At 40.9% G+C, this 19,152-nt stretch carries 16 protein-coding genes; 3 read left to right on the forward strand and 13 right to left on the reverse strand.

Annotation, left to right across the window (positions count from 1 at the left end; all coding sequences use genetic code 11):
- Window positions 1-163: 163 nt before the first annotated feature.
- Window positions 164-1,318 (reverse strand): reverse transcriptase/maturase family protein, encoded by a 1,155-nt coding sequence (locus PHV78_04125; GenBank protein MDD5396411.1) that lies wholly within the window; start codon window positions 1,316-1,318, stop codon window positions 164-166.
- A gap of 46 nt (window positions 1,319-1,364) precedes the next feature.
- A complete protein-coding gene (gene leuS, locus PHV78_04130; protein ID MDD5396412.1) occupies window positions 1,365-4,397 on the reverse strand; it encodes a leucine--tRNA ligase in 3,033 nt (1,010 codons plus the stop codon).
- Between the two features lie 79 nt (window positions 4,398-4,476).
- On the opposite strand from leuS, the gene PHV78_04135 reads away from it, so the two are divergent.
- Window positions 4,477-5,622 (forward strand): LysM peptidoglycan-binding domain-containing protein, encoded by a 1,146-nt coding sequence (locus PHV78_04135; GenBank protein ID MDD5396413.1) that lies wholly within the window; start codon window positions 4,477-4,479, stop codon window positions 5,620-5,622.
- 165 nt (window positions 5,623-5,787) lie between these two features.
- Here the strand turns inward: PHV78_04135 and asnS are convergent, their stop codons facing one another.
- The 4 genes from asnS to PHV78_04155 all read right to left on the reverse strand — a co-directional run bounded on the left by asnS (window position 5,788) and on the right by PHV78_04155 (window position 10,311).
- Window positions 5,788-7,083: an asparagine--tRNA ligase gene (gene asnS / locus PHV78_04140; protein MDD5396414.1), complete on the reverse strand. Its 1,296-nt coding sequence runs from the start codon at window positions 7,081-7,083 to the stop codon at window positions 5,788-5,790.
- 21 nt (window positions 7,084-7,104) lie between these two features.
- Complete coding sequence (locus PHV78_04145; protein MDD5396415.1) at window positions 7,105-9,135, reverse strand: cache domain-containing protein; 2,031 nt, start codon at window positions 9,133-9,135, stop codon at window positions 7,105-7,107.
- A gap of 75 nt (window positions 9,136-9,210) precedes the next feature.
- Window positions 9,211-9,438 carry a hypothetical protein gene (locus PHV78_04150; GenBank protein ID MDD5396416.1) on the reverse strand — a complete coding sequence of 76 codons (228 nt, stop codon included), beginning with the start codon at window positions 9,436-9,438 and terminating at the stop codon, window positions 9,211-9,213.
- Window positions 9,439-9,459: 21 nt separating this feature from the next.
- Entirely contained in the window at window positions 9,460-10,311 is an 852-nt protein-coding gene (locus tag PHV78_04155; protein MDD5396417.1) for a [Fe-Fe] hydrogenase large subunit C-terminal domain-containing protein, read from the reverse strand.
- Window positions 10,312-10,741: 430 nt separating this feature from the next.
- Here PHV78_04155 and purB point away from each other — a divergent pair, with 430 nt between their 5' ends.
- Window positions 10,742-12,097, forward strand: a complete 1,356-nt coding sequence (gene purB, locus PHV78_04160) for an adenylosuccinate lyase (GenBank protein MDD5396418.1) — start codon at window positions 10,742-10,744, stop codon at window positions 12,095-12,097.
- Window positions 12,098-12,278: 181 nt separating this feature from the next.
- Here purB and PHV78_04165 read toward each other — a convergent pair whose 3' ends face one another.
- Both PHV78_04165 and PHV78_04170 read right to left on the reverse strand, forming a co-directional pair.
- A complete protein-coding gene (locus tag PHV78_04165; protein ID MDD5396419.1) occupies window positions 12,279-12,527 on the reverse strand; it encodes a DUF5320 domain-containing protein in 249 nt (82 codons plus the stop codon).
- A gap of 135 nt (window positions 12,528-12,662) precedes the next feature.
- Complete coding sequence (locus PHV78_04170; GenBank protein ID MDD5396420.1) at window positions 12,663-14,147, reverse strand: phosphoribosylaminoimidazolesuccinocarboxamide synthase; 1,485 nt, start codon at window positions 14,145-14,147, stop codon at window positions 12,663-12,665.
- Between the two features lie 211 nt (window positions 14,148-14,358).
- Here PHV78_04170 and PHV78_04175 point away from each other — a divergent pair, with 211 nt between their 5' ends.
- Window positions 14,359-14,589, forward strand: a complete 231-nt coding sequence (locus tag PHV78_04175) for a hypothetical protein (GenBank protein MDD5396421.1) — start codon at window positions 14,359-14,361, stop codon at window positions 14,587-14,589.
- Window positions 14,590-14,708: 119 nt separating this feature from the next.
- On the opposite strand, the gene PHV78_04180 is transcribed toward PHV78_04175, so the two are convergent.
- The 5 genes from PHV78_04180 to arsM all read right to left on the reverse strand — a co-directional run.
- Window positions 14,709-15,437: an MliC family protein gene (locus PHV78_04180; protein ID MDD5396422.1), complete on the reverse strand. Its 729-nt coding sequence runs from the start codon at window positions 15,435-15,437 to the stop codon at window positions 14,709-14,711.
- Window positions 15,438-15,557: 120 nt separating this feature from the next.
- Complete coding sequence (locus PHV78_04185; protein MDD5396423.1) at window positions 15,558-15,914, reverse strand: inorganic diphosphatase; 357 nt, start codon at window positions 15,912-15,914, stop codon at window positions 15,558-15,560.
- A 16-nt stretch (window positions 15,915-15,930) separates the two neighbouring features.
- Window positions 15,931-17,163, reverse strand: coding sequence for a DEAD/DEAH box helicase (locus tag PHV78_04190; GenBank protein MDD5396424.1), 1,233 nt, complete (start codon window positions 17,161-17,163; stop codon window positions 15,931-15,933).
- A 62-nt stretch (window positions 17,164-17,225) separates the two neighbouring features.
- Window positions 17,226-18,467 (reverse strand): NAD(P)/FAD-dependent oxidoreductase, encoded by a 1,242-nt coding sequence (locus PHV78_04195; protein ID MDD5396425.1) that lies wholly within the window; start codon window positions 18,465-18,467, stop codon window positions 17,226-17,228.
- A 4-nt stretch (window positions 18,468-18,471) separates the two neighbouring features.
- Window positions 18,472-19,152 (reverse strand): arsenite methyltransferase (gene arsM, locus PHV78_04200; GenBank protein ID MDD5396426.1); only part of this gene is annotated, 681 nt, incomplete at its 5' end.

A 19,152-nucleotide genomic window follows, 5' to 3' on the forward strand; every position in this document is an offset into this window, starting at 1 on the left:
ACGGCGAAAATGGCAATGGTAGTCAAGAGGCCAATGATGGCAACCACAATCAAAAGTTCGACGAGAGTAAAAGACCGTCGAGAAAAATCGGCCTTAAATCTACCAACACTATTAATGGACATAAAAATCAGGAGTTAAAAAATCCGAAAATGTTTTTGATATTTTAATTTAATTGTTGAGCGTATTTTTTCAAATTAACGATGATTTTTTTACGTAAATGCCACGAGCTGGCAAATTTGGCGTAGCCATCCCAGGAGGCCCAAGATTTTTTAAATTCCGGGCTGATTAAAAATCGCTCACCGAATTTACGAAGCCTTGCTCTGGCTTTTTTAGTATATCGCTTAACAGTAGCTGGGCGCAAGAGACAATGGTCGGGAAAAACAACATAACCAAGAAAATTCAAACCCTTGAAGACCGGAGTAACTGTCGATCTCTTGGAGTTTAAGCTCAACTTTAACCGATATTTTAAAAACTGTTCGATCTCTGTTTTTAATCGCCAAGCCTCTTGTTTAGTATAGGCCAAAATTAAAAAGTCGTCCATATAACGAAGGTAATATCTTAAATGCAGGGTGTGTTTGACAAATTTATCCAATTCATTGAGGTAAATATTGGCAAATAGTTGGCTGGTCAAATTACCAATAGGAAGACCGGGGGCGTGGCTATCAATAATGATTTTAATTAAGTTAAGGACGAATTTATCCCTGATTTTCTTTTGGATTAAATTAAAAAGAATATCGTGATTGATATTCTGAAAATAGCGGCTGATATCGCCTTGTAGGGCATAAACCCCGTTAACTCCCGCTCTAAGGGAGGGACGGTTTTTAATTTGAATATTAAGTTTATTTGTTCCCCCGTCCAAGGACCGAAAATTTTTGATTAACGGGGTAAATTTGCCCGAACGATTTGTCTCTCTCTCTCTCTCTCTCTCTCTCTCTCTCTCTGCACTCGCTACGCTCGGTCGGCTATTGGTCATAAAGGCGCTCTTTAAAAAACTCTGTAATCTTTTAATGGCTCGATGCGTGCCTTTGCCCTTACGACAAGCATAGGAATCGAAAATAAAGGAGGGGTCGAAAATGGGTTCAATGATACGATGCAAAGCACTGTGAACTACGCGGTCGGGAAAAGTTGGGGCTAAAATCTCGCGCTTTTTGGAATCGTAAACCATAAAAGGATGATATGGACCAGGGTAATAGGTTTGGTTAGATAATCTTTGCTGAAGAGTAGAAATATTAATTTCAAGGTCCCAGTTGAATTTTAGAGTGGAAGGACAAAAACGTTTGCCTCGGCTGGTTTCATATGAAGCCAAATATAGATTCAACCAAGTGACGACTTGGGGAAATATATGAGAGCGGGTTTTTATAAATCTAAATCACTATATTAATCAACCGACCAGCGACAAAAATTATTTTTTTCACCGGCTGGTCTTTGATGAAATTTTTTACTTTTGGACTAGCTAAAACTATTTTTCTGGCTTCATCTTCGTTAATATTGGCTTTAACTTTTATTTTGTCCCTGACCTTACCGTTAACTTGAACGATTAATTCTATTTCCTCATCTTGGATTAATTCCGCGTCATATTCCGGCCATTTTTCGTTAAAAATTGATTTTTTGTTTCCCAGCATCTGCCATAATTCTTCGGACAAGTGCGGGGCAAACGGAGCAAGAATTATCAAAAATTGTCTGAAAATGTCTTCATTAATTTCTTTCTGCGCTTCCATTTCATTGACTAGAATCATTAAGCTCGAAATAGCTGTATTAAATTTCAAGTTTTCCATATCTTCAGAAACTTTTTTGATAGTTTTGTGCAAAATTTTTAGCAGTTCCTGATTTTCTCCGCCAGCTGGCGGATTGACTTTTTCTTTTAAATCCCAAATCCGATTAATAAATCTATAGCAGCCAACCAAGCTTTGCGTGCTCCAGCTAATCGCCTCGTCAAATGGCCCCATGAACATTTCATATAATCTCAAAGTATCAGCTCCGTATTTAACGACAATTTCGTCCGGATTAATCACATTACCGAAGCTCTTACTCATTTTCTTGCCATCTTCGGCCAAAACCATGCCATGCGAAGTTCTTTTTTGATAAGGTTCTGGTTGTGGCACCACGCCAATGTCGTATAAAAATTTATAAATAAAACGAGAATACAATAAATGTAATGTCGTATGCTCCATACCGCCATTATACCAATCAACCGGCAACCAATACTGAATATTCTTCAGATCAGCCAGACATTTATCGTTATGCGGATCGCAGTAGCGGATAAAATACCAATTTGAACCAGCCCAATTCGGCATAGTGTCGGTCTCGCGCTTGGCCGGACCGCCACAACGCGGGCACTTAGTGTTAACCCAAGAGGTAATTTTAGCTAAAGGCGACTCGCCTGTTCCTGACGGTTCATACTTTTCTATTTTAGGCAACTCAACCGGTAAATCTTTTTCTGGGATTGGCACCCAACCTGAATTGGAATCTTCGGGAAATTCCTGTAAAATCTCCGGCAACTCTAAAATTCCGACAGCTTCATTAAAATGACCTTTGCTATTAAATATTTTTACCTTGGCGTCCAATTCCCTATAATCATCTTTAACTTCCAAAGGAATATAAGGATCGTTATCCGACAAATAAATTATTGATTCTTTAACTAATTTTTTAATTTTATCTAAATTCTTATTAGCCGTATTAAATTTTTTAATGCACTCTAGGCTTTCTTCGTCACAGCCGGCGGCTAATAAATTCTTCCAATTTTTTTCTCCCTGAGAGACTCCGGTTGGACCGACTAAAATTAATTTTTCTACGGAAACGTCTCGCTTCAGGATAAACTGGCAAGCCAAGACTGCCCCCAAACTATGACCAACTACGATTAATCGATCGTTGTCTTGAATGTCTAGTTTTTTCAGAGCCTCAAGCCATTCTTCTAAGGTCGGATGTTCGTTATTGGGCAGATCGGGAATCAAAACTTCATGACCACGGCCCTCCATCTCTCGTTTAAACCAAGGAAACCAATTCTCTCTGGAATGACCATAGATGCCATGAGTTAAAAGTATTTTTGGCTTTACGCAGGCACATTTTTCGCAATAGACTAAAGGAATCGGCTCGCCCCAATAATGCTGGCGGGAAAAAATCCAATCACGCAATTTATAATTTATTTGCCAATCGCTAGCTTTATTTTTTATAAGCCATTCAGTAATTTGTTTTCTGGCCTCTTCAGAAGTCAAACCATTAAATTGATCGGAATTAACCAAAACTCCGTCACTGCAAAACGCTTCTAGTAATTCTTTATTGGGTCCGCGTTCAGCATCTTTTTTGGTCGATTTAACTACCTCTAAAATCGGCAATCCGTATTTTTGCGCAAAGGCAAAGTCTCGTTCATCATGAGCCGCAACCATAATAACCGCACCGCCGCCATAAGTGGCAATCACATAATCGCCCACCCAAACCGGAATTTCTTTTTGATTAATCGGGTTAATGACTTTGATGCCTTTTAACTCAACACCTGTTTTAATTTTTGACAAATCTGTTCTTTCTAAATCTGATTTTCTGCGGGCCGCATCCAAATATTTTTCTACTTCAGGCCAATTTTTTATTTTATCTCTTAGCTTCAAAATCAATTCATGCTCCGGCGCTAAGATAATGGCCGTAACACCGAAAATCGTATCAACTCTAGTGGTAAAAACCTTAACGACATCATTTACACCAACCACCGGCAGATGAATGTTCGTACCAAAACTTTTACCAATCCAATTTATTTGTTGCGCATTTATTTTCGGTAAAAAATTTATGTTTTCCAAATCATCAATAAGTCGGTCGGCATATTTAGTAATTTTCAAAACCCACTGTTTAATTTCTCTGCGTTCGGTTCCGGTCTTGCAACGTTCGCACCTTCCGTCAACCACTTCTTCATTGGCTAAGCCAATTTTACATGACGGGCACCAATTAATCGGCATCTTGGCCTGATAAGCCAAACCGTGCTCGAAAAGTTTTAAAAATATCCATTGAGTCCATTTATAATATTTGGGGTCAGTGGTATTAACTTCGCGCGACCAATCAAAAGACAATCCTAGTGATTTTAATTGACGCCTAAAATTGTCTACATTCTTTTTTGTTACCTCGCTCGGATGAACGCCGGTTTTTAAAGCATAATTTTCAGTCGGCAAACCAAACGCATCCCAACCAATCGGATAAAGAACGTTAAATCCCTGCATGCGCCTCTTGCGAGTCAAAGCATCAAAAGCCGTATAGCTGCGAACATGGCCAACATGGAGTCCATCGCCCGACGGATATGGAAACTCTATTAGATAATACATTTTTGGCTTATCAGAAAAGTCTTGGGCCATATAATCCTTGTTTTTGTCCCAAGTCGCCTGCCATTTTTGCTCAATTTTTTTATGATCGTAAGACATGTGGATATTATAATTATTACTTTGACTTTTGTCAATTTTTGTGCTATAATATTCTCTAGGGCTGAAATATGCCCTATTTATGGCCAAAATTATCGGTTTGCTCAAATTAATCTTTAGCCATATGCTACGCTGGCTGGGGAAAACTGTTTCCCATCTAGCTTTTTATGTTTATTATTATTTGGTTAAGCGCACTTTAGTTCAAAAAATAATTAGTCAAAAAAAATACCTTATTTTACCAACCCTATCTGCTATTGTTATTTTTTTGGCGCTTTCTGAAACTTTATTTGCTTTTCAAGGAGAACCAATGAGATCTCCTATTTTATTGGCTAAAATTACTCAACCAGAAGAAAGGCTTATTTCCGAAGATAAAATTACCGACCAAAGAACGATTAACAACGACTATACTATCGCCGCAACCGACGATAATGTCGATTACCTTAATGATCCGGCCACTGCTTTAGGCGGAGCCGCCCTCGTCAGCCCGGATATTATTCTAGAAGACACCCCGGTTATGAGAACCGACATTGAAACATACGTGGTTCAACCCGGCGATACTATCGAATCAATCGCCCTTAAATTCGCTATCAGCATTAAAAGTGTTCTTTGGGAAAATAAATTAACCGCCACTTCTGTCATCAGGCCGGGACAAAAATTAACTATTTTACCGGTTGACGGCGTAACCCATAAGGTGCTTACCGGCGAAACTATCGACAAAATCGCTAAATATTATAAAGCTTCAACTGAAGATATCGTTGATTTTAATAATTTAGCCGATGCTACCGACATCCATAAGGGAGACATACTAATGATTCCTGAAGGCCAATTGCCTCCTCCGCCAGCTCCTCGCCGCACAGTTACGCCAAAAGATCAAACCACTCTGGCACAAAAAACCACTCAAATGGCCGCACCAGAAGGAGAAAGCTGTCATGTTTTCGTCCCCGGACAATGTACTTGGTATGTCGGCCGCAAAAGATGTATCCCCTGGGCCGGCCATGCTAAATATTGGATCTCTAATGCTCGCCACGCCGGCTTCACTATCGGAAAAACTCCGGCCGTGGGCGCAGTTATCGCCCTTAATGAATCATGGTATGGTCACGTTGCTTATGTTGAAAGCTTTACGGACACAACCGTGACATTTACCGAAATGAATCACGTTGGTCCTTGGATTATTGACACGCGAACTTTAAACCTAAACGATCGTAGAATTGTCGGTTATATTTACTAAACCCCCACACCAAAGTTAAGGTAAAAAATGAAGATACATAAATAAACGAAAAATCAAATAATAACAACGACAATCCCTCTCTCTTTAATTTTGGTGTGGGGGTAAACTAAATTATAAAATAACAAAAGACAGGCCGATTCGGCCTGTCTTTTGTTTTAAAAAATATTATGGTTTTAAACGATTAATCATTCTGGGAAACGGGATTGTTTCACGCACATGCTCCAGACCACAGAGCCAGCCCACGGTTCGCTCAAGACCAATGCCAAAACCGGAATGCGGCACCGAGCCATAGCGTCGCAAATCAATATACCACTTGAGGGGCTCGCGCTTCATTTTACATTGCTTTATTTTATCTTCCAAAATTTTTAAATCGTGAATGCGTTGCGAGCCGCCGATGATTTCTCCATAGCCCTCAGGCGCAATTAAATCGTTGTTTAATACCAAGCGTGAATCGCCCGGGTCTGGTTGCATATAAAACGCTTTGATTTGAGCCGGATATTTTTCGATAAAAACCGGCTTATCAAAACTTTTAGAAATAATCGTTTCCTCGTCGCCGCCAAAATCATCGCCCCATTTTATCGCCACCCCCTTCTTATCCAAGAATTTGATAGCCTCGTCATAGGTTAAATGATAAAAAGGCGCTTTTATTTTTTCTAAAGCTTTAGTATCGCGCCCTAAAAGAGCTAATTCTTTTTGTCTATTTTTCAAAACCTGTTCTACTACATAACTAACTAAATTTTCTTGAATCTTCATATTCTCGTCGTGCTCCACAAAAGCCGCTTCAGCGTCCATCATCCAAAATTCTATTAAATGCCGGCGCGTTTTTGATTTTTCCGCGCGAAATGTAGGGCCAAAATCGTAAACTTTATTAAGCGAATAAATGGTCGCTTCTAAATATAATTGGCCCGACTGAGACAAATATGCTTTCTCGCCGAAATAATCAGTGCTGAAAAGAGTTGTTGAACCCTCACAAGCCGTCGGAGTTAAAATCGGTGAATCTGTCAAGACAAAGCCTTCTTGATGAAAGAAAGATCTGATAGCCCAAATAACTTCATCGCGAACTTTTAAAATAGCGGCTTGACGGGAAGAGCGAAGCCACAGATGGCGATTATCCATCAAAAAATCAACGCCATGCTCTTTTTTGGCAATCGGATATTCCTCGGCAACTTGGATAATTTTTAAATCTGTAACGGCCATTTCATAGCCATAGGGCGAACGTTCATCTTTATAAGCCTTGCCGGTCATTTCTACGCTCGACTCAATGGTTAATTTTTGGCAAGCATCCCAAACGCCAGTGCCGACTTCTTTCTTAGAAATAACGCCCTGGATTTGTCCGGTGCCATCGCGAAATTGAATAAAATAAATACTGCCCGAAGAGCGAAAATTAAAAACCCAACCGCGCAAACTCACGGTCTTATTAAGATGCTGATCAATACTTTCTAATAAAATATGAATCGACATATATGAAATTAATGAAACCTTTTATTTTTTAACAATAACATTAACATGAGCATCACTATGATTATTAGCATTATCAAAAACTCTCACTGTTACCGTGTGAATACCGCTTTTATAAAATGGAAGAAATAATTGCGCAGAGCACGGCATAAAAATATTATTATCTATTTTCACGTAATAATTTTGTTGTAAACCGCTGGTCATATCGCTGCTTTCGAAAATAAACCTAACCAGATCGCCAACCCTAACATTCAATGAACTGGCACGAATTATTGGCGAAGATGGTGGTGTAGTATCTATGCGCAATTGATATGTAGAAATTGGCCCAATCATATTGTCCTTTTGCGCCGCTAAATAAAAATAATAAACACCATCATCGGGGGCCGTGACGCTAACGAAATTATTTTGCGTTATTTTTGGTTTAGTCAAAACCGAAGCGAGGTTTTTATCTAATTTATATTCATAAGTAAGTCCCTCTTGGCCAATCCAAGAAAATCGCACTAAATTTTTATTATACCATTGCTCGCTATTAGGATGCGTCGAAGAATATGGAATGATTTTAGTGGCCAAATCTTCTATATTATCAGTCGAAGAAAAAATGCGATAATCGGCATTGGGCGCAAACCTTAAAACGTTCGTTCCTAGTCCGTCATTGGCTAAAATCTCCGATTCAGGATCGAATTTTAAAACCACTTCTCCGGTATGAATCGGTTGGATCAAAAGCTCGGCCAACGTGCCATTTTCCCCCTTAAACCCAGGGCTGGCCACGCCGCAACTAATATTTATTTCTCCCTTCTCGTTGTTAATTTTTTTTTCAAAGAAAAACTCGGACGGACATATAGAGCTATTGGTTAAGACATCTTTGACCCTAATCATGGTAGGGTCAAAACTAATTTTAATCTTAACCAAATTAATATGCTCGCCACCTGTAGATAGACGAATGCCGATTTTTTGGTCATAATTGATATTAAAAAAATCGCTATCAGGATGAAACTGCAAGATAGAATTATAAATAAGATAGGGCGGAGAAAAGTTTAAAATAATATTTTTGCGATTACTATAATACTGACCAAAGGCATAAACGGCAATCAACAATAAAAGGGCTATTATGACGGCTCCGACAAGAAAAACTCTTCTTTTCAGTTTCTCTCCCCTACAATATCGTCTATGCAGTAAAATCGCCGCGATCAAAAATATTAAAACAATGGCCAAAGAGGAAAGGACGACATGAAGAGTGCATAAACAAGGAAGAAAAATAACCGCACCGCCGAAATTCTCTTGCGGATAAGCTGGGTTGGGGAAATTTATAGTTTTAATAAAATAATATTGACCGTTAACCAGCGGGCGACTGCTCCCATTTTTCAAATTAAACCAATTATTACCATCGGCGAAATAAATTTCTAAGGAGCTTTTGGTTTTATTATTAAATGTGGCCCCAGTCAACCCGTCTTTATCTGAATAAAAAACGATTTGTACATTTTTTCCCAAATATTCTTGTAATTTATGCGCATAATCATCATCCAATCTTATACCACCAAAAACGGCGCCAATCATTTTACCATTATATAAAATGCGCGTGCCGCCGGAAATAACGAGAGGAAAATTTTTAGTAGCAAATATGGCGGTTATATCTCGGCCCCTAACAACAAAACTACCTAAAAGACTGGTATTAAAAATATAGTCTCCGGCAGAATCAGTCGTGCTGGCCCTGGTTAAAACAACTCCGTTTTCGTCTGTTACTAAAAGACTCGATAAATCAATCTTTTCTTTTTGATCACTAATGAATTTTTGAATATTTGCCGTATCTTTATTTTTGAGATATTGAATTAGCGACTCAGAACTGGCGACATTTTTAAGATTTATTGAAATTTTTTGCTTATCCATTTCTATAGTTTGCAATAATATTTCCGATTTTTTATTTACGTTCTTGGAAAGAACAGTCGAATAAACCGCATCCGCTACAAAAAAAAGACCAAAAGATAGAATCAGGATTATAAGGTGGACTCCAATATACTTCTTTCTGGCCTTTAATGCCATCCAAATTTTACGCATCATAAAAATATTATTTAACTTAATGTTAAAATATAGCCGTTTTTTTAAAAAAGTCCAGATCTTCAGATTATAAATTTATCAGCCTCTGCTTTTTTTGAAAATAATGACGCTTAAAATAAAAGCTACGGCGAAAAATATAGCGCCATAAAAACATGGAGTTAAAAGGGGATTAACCAGCCCTATGGCGCAACCGGTCGTACAGGCTAATTTTTTCTGCCAACGGACAAATTCTATAATAAAATTAATCCAAGAAAACAATGTTCCAATTAATAAAACTACAAATTGAATAGTTATGATTTTTTTCATAAAAATTAAGATTAAATTATTTTAATAAACCGTAGTTAAATCAACGTTTTTTGCATCAACAACTTTTCCTTTATGAGATCCCATATCGCGCTGCGACGACTTGGTCACATATTCTTTAATGATTTCTCTTTTTTGCTCCGTGCTCAAATCCTTATTGTTGATAGCTGGACCGCCGATGCAACCGCCAGGACAATTTAATAAATCTAAAAATCGATAATTTCTCTGTCCGGTTTTTATTTCCTCAAAAGCTTTCTGAATATTTACTACGCCATCGGTTATTAATATTTCTTCGTCTTTGAATAATTGTTTAATATGCGAAGTCGAAGCCAATCCGCCGGAAACTGGATAAATTTTTGTATACTCTCTAATAAACGAATCAAAATAATAATCGCGATTAAAATCGGATTCCTTTGTTCCAGTAAAATCAAAAATATTTTTTAAGTCTCTTAGTGGAATGACTGCATCGATTAAATCTTTATATTTGGGCGCTTCGATGTCTCTTTTGGCAAAACACGGCGAAATAAAAACGACCCTATAATCGGGATGATAAGCTTTATAAATTTTTGCCATGGCCACCATCGGCGAAACGATTGGAATTAAAAATTTTACCATTTCCGGATACTTGGCCCGAATAAAAGCCACGACCGTGGGACAAGGCGTAGAAATGAATAATTTTTGTTCGGAATGAGCCTTAATATAATCTACATAAGCCCAATTAACCATGCGAGCTCCGTAAGTCAATTCTGTTACTTCATCAAAGCCAATCTTTCTTAACATGCCGATAATAGCCGGATATTTAAAATCAATGGCAAAGGTCGGCGCTAAAAATGCCACCGATTTATTGTTTTTTATTAAATTAATTGTCTCTTGCATAACTTAATTATAATATAATTTATAAATTTGTCTACTAAAAATCGATTTTAATGCATGACCACGACTCTTTTGTCCAATATTTGTCAACAAAAACGGGTTTTTAAGGCCCGTTTTTGTTTTCTTTAATTAAAATCGACTAAAAAATCTTTATTTTAGGCAAACTCAAGGAAATGTAGGATATTTATTTTACCTCCCCACCTAAGCCCCAATGACCCCTCGTCATGCCAACGCCACCAAAGAAAAGATACTGCTGTTTAGGGTCGAAATTCATATTAATTAATACGGGTGGATATTAAAATTTGGCGCATACTTGACGCCATCGCCTATTTAAGATATACTTAAGATAATCTAGTTAGAGGAGGCTTGTCTTTCCTGACTAGATTTTTTCGTTAAGGAGGTTGCTCTTTTCTAGAAACCAAAAGGAGCTGTAATGATCCCTAGATACACACCGAAAGAAGTCCGCGGTTTTTGGACCGACCGGACCAAACTCAAGTACTGGCTTAAAGTAGAGCTAGCAGCTCTCTGGGCCAGGATGAAGCTGGATGAAATCTCTGCCGAATGCTACAAGGCTATCTGTCGGCACGCCGGCTTCACTCTTAAGCGCATCGGAGAACTCGAAGCGATATCAGATCATGATCTGGCGGCCTTCGTTGACTGCGTTCGCGAGACGCTTTGCCAAAAAGGCGTCAAAAGACAACGAGCTGAAGAAGTCCACAAGAGACTGACCAGCTACGACACTGAAGATCCGGCTTTGATGCTGATGCTCATCAAGGTGGGCCGGCTCATCGTCGAAGCACTCCAGAAACTCGAAGACGCCCTGCTCGTAAAAGCCCAGGAGTACAAATGGACGCTGGTCACAGCCCGCACTCATGGCCAGGCAGCCGAACCAACTACGTTTGGTAAAGAGCTGCTAGTCTTCGCCTACGCTGTCCGGCGCGCCAAAGAACGCCTCGAGTGGTCCATCGAACACGATCTACGCTACGGCAAGATGTCCGGCGCAGTCGGCACCTACGCTGGCATGAACCCGGAGTTGGAAACACTGGCCTGCCAAAGGCTAGGGCTCAAACCGGCTTTGGTGTCCACACAAATCCTGCAACGGGATCGTCATGCCGCTTTCTTGGCTAACTTGGTCATCGCCACTTCGACGATCGAACAAATAGCCAGGACGTTCTGGGTCAGAATGCGCTTTGAAGTCATGGAGCTGCAAGAACCGCGCCGACCCAAGCAAAAGGGTTCATCGGCTATGCCGCACAAGAAAAATCCGATCTTGACCGAACGACTGATCGGCTTAGCTCGCGTCATGCGTGGCTATCTCCAGACAGCGCTGGAGAATATTGCGACCCACGAAGACCGGGAGATCTCCCAGTCCGGACCGGAGCGCATTATCCTGCCCGACGCCACTACACTCGCCCTGTACATGACCCAGAAGATAACCAGCATCGTCTCCAGGATGAAGGTCTTCCCGGAGCGTATGCGCGAAAATCTCGACATGAGTCAAGGCACCTGGGCCGGACAACGAGTCCGTTATGCTCTGGTTGAAGTCGGCGTACCCGATGCCGTTGCCTACGAGCTGGTCCAAAGGGCAAGCTTTGAAGCCGTTAGCCAACGAAAACCGCTGGCTAAAGTGCTCTGGGCCATGCCTCTCTCGGAATCTGACCAGCGCAGGCCTGGCGACATCATCCACGGAGCTGCATATCGCAATCTCTTCGACCCCCAGAGCTATATCAAGGACGGCGTCGAAACCATCTTCGAGCGCTTCTTCCCTGAAGAGGTAGCCAAGAACTAAACTCACCCAAGGAGGCGTGAAATCAAACAGGACTCCGACCGAAAGGTCGGAGTCCTATCTATATAATAATTTATAACCCAAAGGAAAAACCGTTGGCCACGAGGTGGCCAAGTAGCAGTGAAAAAGTTTAAATATAACAAAAGACGAGATATTCCCGTCTTTTTTAGCCCCTGTCATAATTTTACGTTTTAATTTTGGGCCGTAGATTTAATTTAACTAAACGTTTTTTGATGCTTTCTAACTCTTCTTCTAAAAATTTAGCTTCTTTTCTTAGCATCTGTTCTTCCCTATCAAGGGGCATCTGTGAACCAAATTGCCAGCAACTATCGAAACCGTGACCAAAGCTCTTGTGTCTTGCGTCAGTGGGCAATTCTGTTTCCCACCCGAGATCAGGAACCATCTCTAAATTTATTTTATTTTTCCTAGTCATAAATTTTAATGAAAAAATTATTTAACCAAAAAATTATATCTTATTCGGGTTAAAAAAATATTAACTAAAAAATGTTTTTTTAATTTTTTATATGATAAGAGGGCGAGCTTGCGCTCGCCCCCTGGTTTGTCCTTACTACACGGCTGTTGGTATGCGCGGCCCTTGCATGCTTCGCCAATCGACGTTGAGCTTGGCCGGTTTGCTCTCTACGGTCCTGGTCAAGAACTCTCCGCGCGCTCGATTAAGAGCTTCAATCAACGAAGCAAAGGCCCTACCGTCAGAGTTCAACTCGACCGGTTGACCCGGTAGTTCTTCGATGGATAAGGTCGCAGCCATACTCGCGTCCATGGTGGTACCCGGTAATCCCACGCCAACAACCGGCGTTGGATTACCGAAAAAACTCATCCAGGCCTTGAGTACGCCGGGCAGAGCCGCAGCCTTGCCGGCGCCGGCCACGAGAACCTGATTCGGGCCCTTCGGATAGCCGCTTGCGAAGTTCCGCAGTTGATCCGGATTTCGATGGCACGAAAGCACGTGAATATGAAGATCTGTCTCCGGATGCGCCTTGGCATAAATCTCCAGCACACCTTTTTGCCCAAGCACATCGTTTTCGCTGCCGAAAACCACGTCGATCTGCAACCGCGGCTCCGAGACTTCGATGCCGTACCGGCGCTGGAAGGATTCCAGCTTCTCGCCGGTCAACAGCCAGAGGATGTAACGGTACCTGTTGGTAGTGGCAGCGACCACTTCTTCTGGTATCCTGATGTCTGTTACCGTTGCCAGATCTGCATCCGACTCTGGGTTGAACTGGTCGATACCTCTGGTCTTGCCGAAATCGCGAACCGGCTGCTTATCGAGGCCTAACGGCGACTTCTTCTTCTTTTGCGCCGAGAGCCAATCGACCAACAACCAGAATCGGGACGAATCCGGGGTCAGAATCTCGTCACCCAGAGTTAAGCGGTCGTCGGAGTCGAGACCGAATTCGAACTTGGTGTCAGCGATGATGATGCCAGCTCGACGGGCAATACTTGCCGCTTCCTGATAAAGTGCCAGCGTAGCCAGTCTGGCGTCCGGACGAACAATCTTGACGTCCACGGCTTCATCGTGACCGGAGTCAGCTTTGGTGGTTGGCGTACACAGAGCGGGCAAGAGTTGCGAGCCATCATGATAGCCCGGCGGCAAAACATGTCCGCAAACCGGCTGTCCGGCAAGATACGGCTTTAAAGCCGAACCAGTCAGATAGCCGCGGGCAATGAACTCATGCGGCAGAATTCTGATCCGCCTCATGATTATTGCGCGCGTCAAGAGCTCGGGCGGCAAGGGTTGAGACAAATAGTCGTTAACCTTGTTACCGTAGGCAACGATTGCGTGCGGCATGACGCTTTCCAGCGTTTTCACCCAAAACGCCGTCAGGGCGGTTAAGACTGCGCCCTTATCCGGCACCAAGGTGTTGAGCACGAAATCGAAGATGCTCAGCCGGTCGGTCGTTATAACCAGCAGCAGGTCGGGATGTCCTGGTATCTCGTAGGTCTCTCTCACTTTTCCGGTGTGGATGTGCTTGAGGCCCATCCGCATTAGTGGACTATGGTCCCACCACACCTGTGATGGAATTTTAGGCATAGTGATTCTCCTTCTTGTATGATTGTAAGGAACGATCGTCCTCCCTAACAAAAAATCCGGCCCTCCGAATTAGAACTTCTGTTCTCCTCCTGGACCAGATCTAAATATATTATAATAAAACGACCAACGTCTGTCAATAATAAAATTTACCGCCTTGACGAACAATATAAAAATGAAATAATAATGTTATTGTGTAAACAAAGGAGGCAGCGTGGCCAATCCAACAATACGAGTCGTTTTCGATATTAAGCCCAGAAATGGTGGCGCTAAAGCCCACCATGTCTGCATACTGGGTCATCCGGGCACAATCGACGAAGCCAGATCCCGCGCTCGAGACAGAATTGCCGAGGCAAAAAGCGCCGACTCGTGCGTCACCAGCGCTATCATCGAGGAAAGCAATGGACGTGGCTGGCAGCCGATCGCCAATATCACCGGCGTCTAACCAAAGGAGGATTCTCGGGTTCGCGACTAAGCCGATCACTTCGGCTATCGCGAACCTTTTGTTATATAAAAAGACGGACTTAATAGCCGCCTTTTTAATATTTATTATGTTTTAATATTTTACAGCGAGGGAGCAATTACACAATTAATATAATTTTTTTCAGCGCCGTTTTCTAGCACAATGGCGCCATCGCCCTTGCTCCAAAAAACCAAAGATTCATCGGCGTTGGCATAACGTGTTCCATCGGCAGAAATAGTTTGAGGTAATTCGAAATTTCGGCTATCGCTTAAAATAATTTTTGCACTTCCCGAAGGAATCGGCGGTTCACCTGGCCTAACCGGCATTGTCTCACCTTTATAAAGGGTTGCCTCGATGGTTTTATTGCCCTCGCAAATATATTTTGTTTGAGCCGCGATATTGGATTTTTCTATATGAAAAACCCCATCGCTTTCATCAGATATAGCATCGATTATTGGCAATGAAGTATAGCTATTTATACCTAAGATATAATTACCGTCTGGATACATATCAGAAACCGTCCAATCTATGCTTCCGGTATTTGCCAAATTAACGAAAATAATGGGATCAAATTCCTGACCTTCAGTGGCTAACGGTGGCGGCGGAACTCTCCTAATAGTAATTGATATTTTGTCAGTAGCCGGTATGCCGCGCGTCTCCCATTTTATTTTGTATGTAGAGCCCCGTTCCAATGATTCTCCCCCATTAGGATAAATAAGTTTTATGGACGGCTTAGCGCTTATTAAAGAAGCGCTTTTATATTGCCAATACGTCAAGCCACCAAGAATAATAATAACGACTATTACCACTATCAATACGATTTTTTTCATAATTTTATTTTAAATAATTTAAGCATTTAGCAGTAAAATAAATAAGCCTATAAAAATGGTTATACTAGAATTATACTAAGGGTAAATTTTAAAGTAAAGCGAAAGGGTTAAAATTTTATTTTATTCTAATTTATAAACCCCGGACTTATGGTACTTTTCCTGAAAGTACGTCAATTTTTCTATCTCTTCCCTGCTATAATCCTGGCCGTCGGAAACTACTAACTTTATTTCGCCATCATCTTCTCTCAAAATACCGGCGATAACCACGCCTTTAAATTCTTTTAGCGGTTCAGTTGGACCCAGAACATAAGCATCAATCGGCTCATTGTCGGCCAGGGAAAGAGTATTAGGAATAAAACCATAATTTATCGGATAAATAGTATCGAATTTTTTATCCGGATGCTTCGAGCCTAAAGGCCGGTCCATTACAACCTTTACTTTTTTACCCAGCCAATTTTTTATTTTATTATCTTCCATAGCCTAACCATATATTTTATCTTCGTGACCGATAATTGCTGCGACCTGAAATAAACGAGCGTCTTGGACGGTGATAATTTGACGATAGATTATGTGCCACCGGGGGCGTCCTCTTTGGCGGCAAAGTCGGCAAAGCTTTAATTGGCACTGATCGGCGGATTAATTTCTCAATACTGCGAATATCACCGCGCTGATCAGGTGTAGCAAAAGATATTGCTCGCCCGGCATAGCCGGCTCGTCCGGTTCGTCCGATCCGATGGACATAATCATCGGTATTATCCGGCAAATCAAAATTAATCACCAATTCTATGCCGACTACATCAATGCCTCGAGCAGCAATATCCGTCGCCACTAAAACACGATACCTGCCTAATTTAAAGCCAGCCAAGGCCTCTCGTCTTTGAGGTAGCGATCGATTCGAATGAATCTCAGCCGAAGTATGGCCCATGTGTTTAATCGCAGTCGTAATTTTTCTAACTCCATGCTTGGTCCTAGCAAAAACAAGCACAATGCCATTATAATCAGTCAACATTTTTTCCAATAATTGTAATTTTTGGTCTTTGCTGACAATAAAAAATTCTTGCTCAACTTTAGTTGGCGCCGTGCCGGAAGGAGCCACCTCGATGCGCAACGGAATAGATAAGTGCGCTCTAGCTAAATGCACTACGTCGGGAGATAGGGTCGCCGAAAAAAGCATGGTCTGGCGATTTTTCGGCGCTCGAGATAAAATTTTATTAATTTGCGGCGCAAAACCAACGTCAAACATTCGGTCGGCCTCGTCAATAACGACAATCTTAACGTTATCTAATTTTACTGTCCCCTGCTGAAGATGATCGGCCAATCGGCCCGGAGTAGCAATAATAATATTTGGATTGCGACGCAAAGATTGTATCTGTAAATTCATCGATGCTCCACCAATTAAAACCGCGGTTCTTAGCCCCAGGCTTCTGCCAATTTTTTGCAGCATCTCGTCAACTTGTAAGGCTAATTCCCTGGTTGGCAAAACAACTAATCCTTGACAATGATTAATGGCAATACGCTGAATCATAGGAATACCAAAGGCCAACGTTTTCCCGGTTCCGGTTTGCGCCACGCCGACAATATCCTTTCCCTCCATGGCCACTGGGATAACTTGGTGTTGAATGGGCGTGGGTTGTTTAAAATGAAGCTGATCTAATATTTCTAATATTTTGGGCGAGATTCCCAACCCTTGAAACCCGAAGGTTATTAATGGAGATTTTTCGTTCATAAAAAAATTTCTAATTGTTAGTGAATATATTTAATTACGGAAGTCATGTAAAAGTTTAATTTTTAATTATCGCGCATTTTTGCTGCGCTCTCCCCTGCCACATAGCCGGTGGTCCAACAAACCTGCAGATTATATCCGCCGGTCGGACCATTAAGGCCGAGGATTTCTCCGGCAAAATATAAATTATCAACTATTTTTGATTTCATTGTTCTGGAATCAATCTCCGTTAATACGGGACCGCCGGAAGTGATCATCGCTCGATTATATCCTGCTAGCTCCTTAACTTCCAGGATGAAATTTTTTAATAAATTTATCAAGCTTTTTCTTTCTTCTTTGGTAATCATATTCGCCTTTTTGTCCGGACCAATTTTTAATAAATTAATGATAATCGGAATTAATTTAGACGGCGCAAAATTAAGCAAAATATTTTTAAATAATTTATTGTTGCCTCTTTGAAAAGATTGTAAAATATTTTTCTCAAAATCACTTGGATCTAAATCGGGTATGAAATCGATTTTTATTATTTCATTATTTCCTCCGCTGATTTTTCTGCTTAAATCAAGTATAACCGGCCCACTCATGCCATCGCTGGTAAAAATCGCCTCTCCTCTCTTGATCTCAATTTTTTTATTATTTTTATATAACTTAATCTCAACGTCTTTTAAACTCAGGCCCTCTAAATCCTTAATAAATTTTTCTTTAAGAACAATCGGAGTCAGTGACGGTTTGGGACTTACGATTGTGTGACCCAGCGCTCTAAGCCAATCATAGCCATCACCGGTTGAGCCGGTTTGAGGATATGATTTACCCCCCACGCTAAAAATAAATTTATCGGCTTCTATTTCTTCCCTATTTTCTAAGATAATCTTTTCGATTTTGTTTTTATTTTTAATTATTTTTTTAACCTTAGCGTTAGTTTTGATGTTTACCTTGAATTCTTTTAAATAATTAATCAATATTTTTAATACATCGGTGGCTTTATTGCTGGCAGGAAAAACCCTTTGATTAGCTTCGGTTTTTGTTTTTAGCCCCCTCTTTTCCAAAAAAGCAATCATTTCTTCCGGACCAAATTTATAAAGCGGCGAGATTAAAAATTTTCCTTTTTGCTCGAACTTAACCGCCATTTGTTTGGGGTCGCTTATTTTATTGGTAAGATTGCACCGACCGCCCCCGGTAGTTAAAAGTTTAACGCCTAAATTTTTATTTTTTTCAATTAAAACAACGCGGGCTCCCAACTCGCCCGCCCGGCCAGCCGCCATCATCCCGGCCGGCCCCCCGCCGATTATTGCTATATCGTATTTCATGATTCTACTTTATTGCCTCGATCATTAGACTCTCTAAGGCAATTCCGTTATATTGCTTTTTACTAATTTCTTTATTCTCGTGTAAAATATTAACCTTAAAGCCTACGTCTTTTATTTTTTTTAAATAATCTTCTTTTAATAATGCTCCGGCGACACAGCCAGTTAACAAATCTTCATTATTTCTTTGTTCTTCTGAAAGCTCTTTCAATAAAACAATGTCGGAAAGATATGTCTTTCCACCCGCCCTTAAAACTCGATAAGCCTCTTGAAATGCTTTTGTTTTATTCGGCGTAAGATTAATAACGCAATTGGTAATAATAATATCGATGCTATTGTCCTTGATCGGCAAATTTTCTATTTCGGCTAGAATAAATTCTGTATTTTTAAACCCCATTTTTTGCGTATTTAATTTTGCCTTATTAATCATTTCCTCGGTCATATCAACACCGATAACGCGACCATTTTCTCCGACTCTTTTGGCGGCTAAAAGACAGTCTATGCCCGCTCCGCACCCCAAATCTAAAACCGTATCACCTTTTTTGATCATACTAAAAGCCACCGGATTGCCGCAACCAAGGCCAAGATTAGCTCCTTTGGCTAACTGAAGATCCTCTTCGGAATAACCGATGCTTTTTGAAATGTCTTGATTATTTTTGGAACCACAACTACAGCTGCAGCCACAACC

The sequence above is a fragment of the Patescibacteria group bacterium genome (assembly GCA_028715115.1).
Classification (GTDB): domain Bacteria; phylum Patescibacteriota; class Patescibacteriia; order UBA2591; family UBA4787; genus JAQUSN01.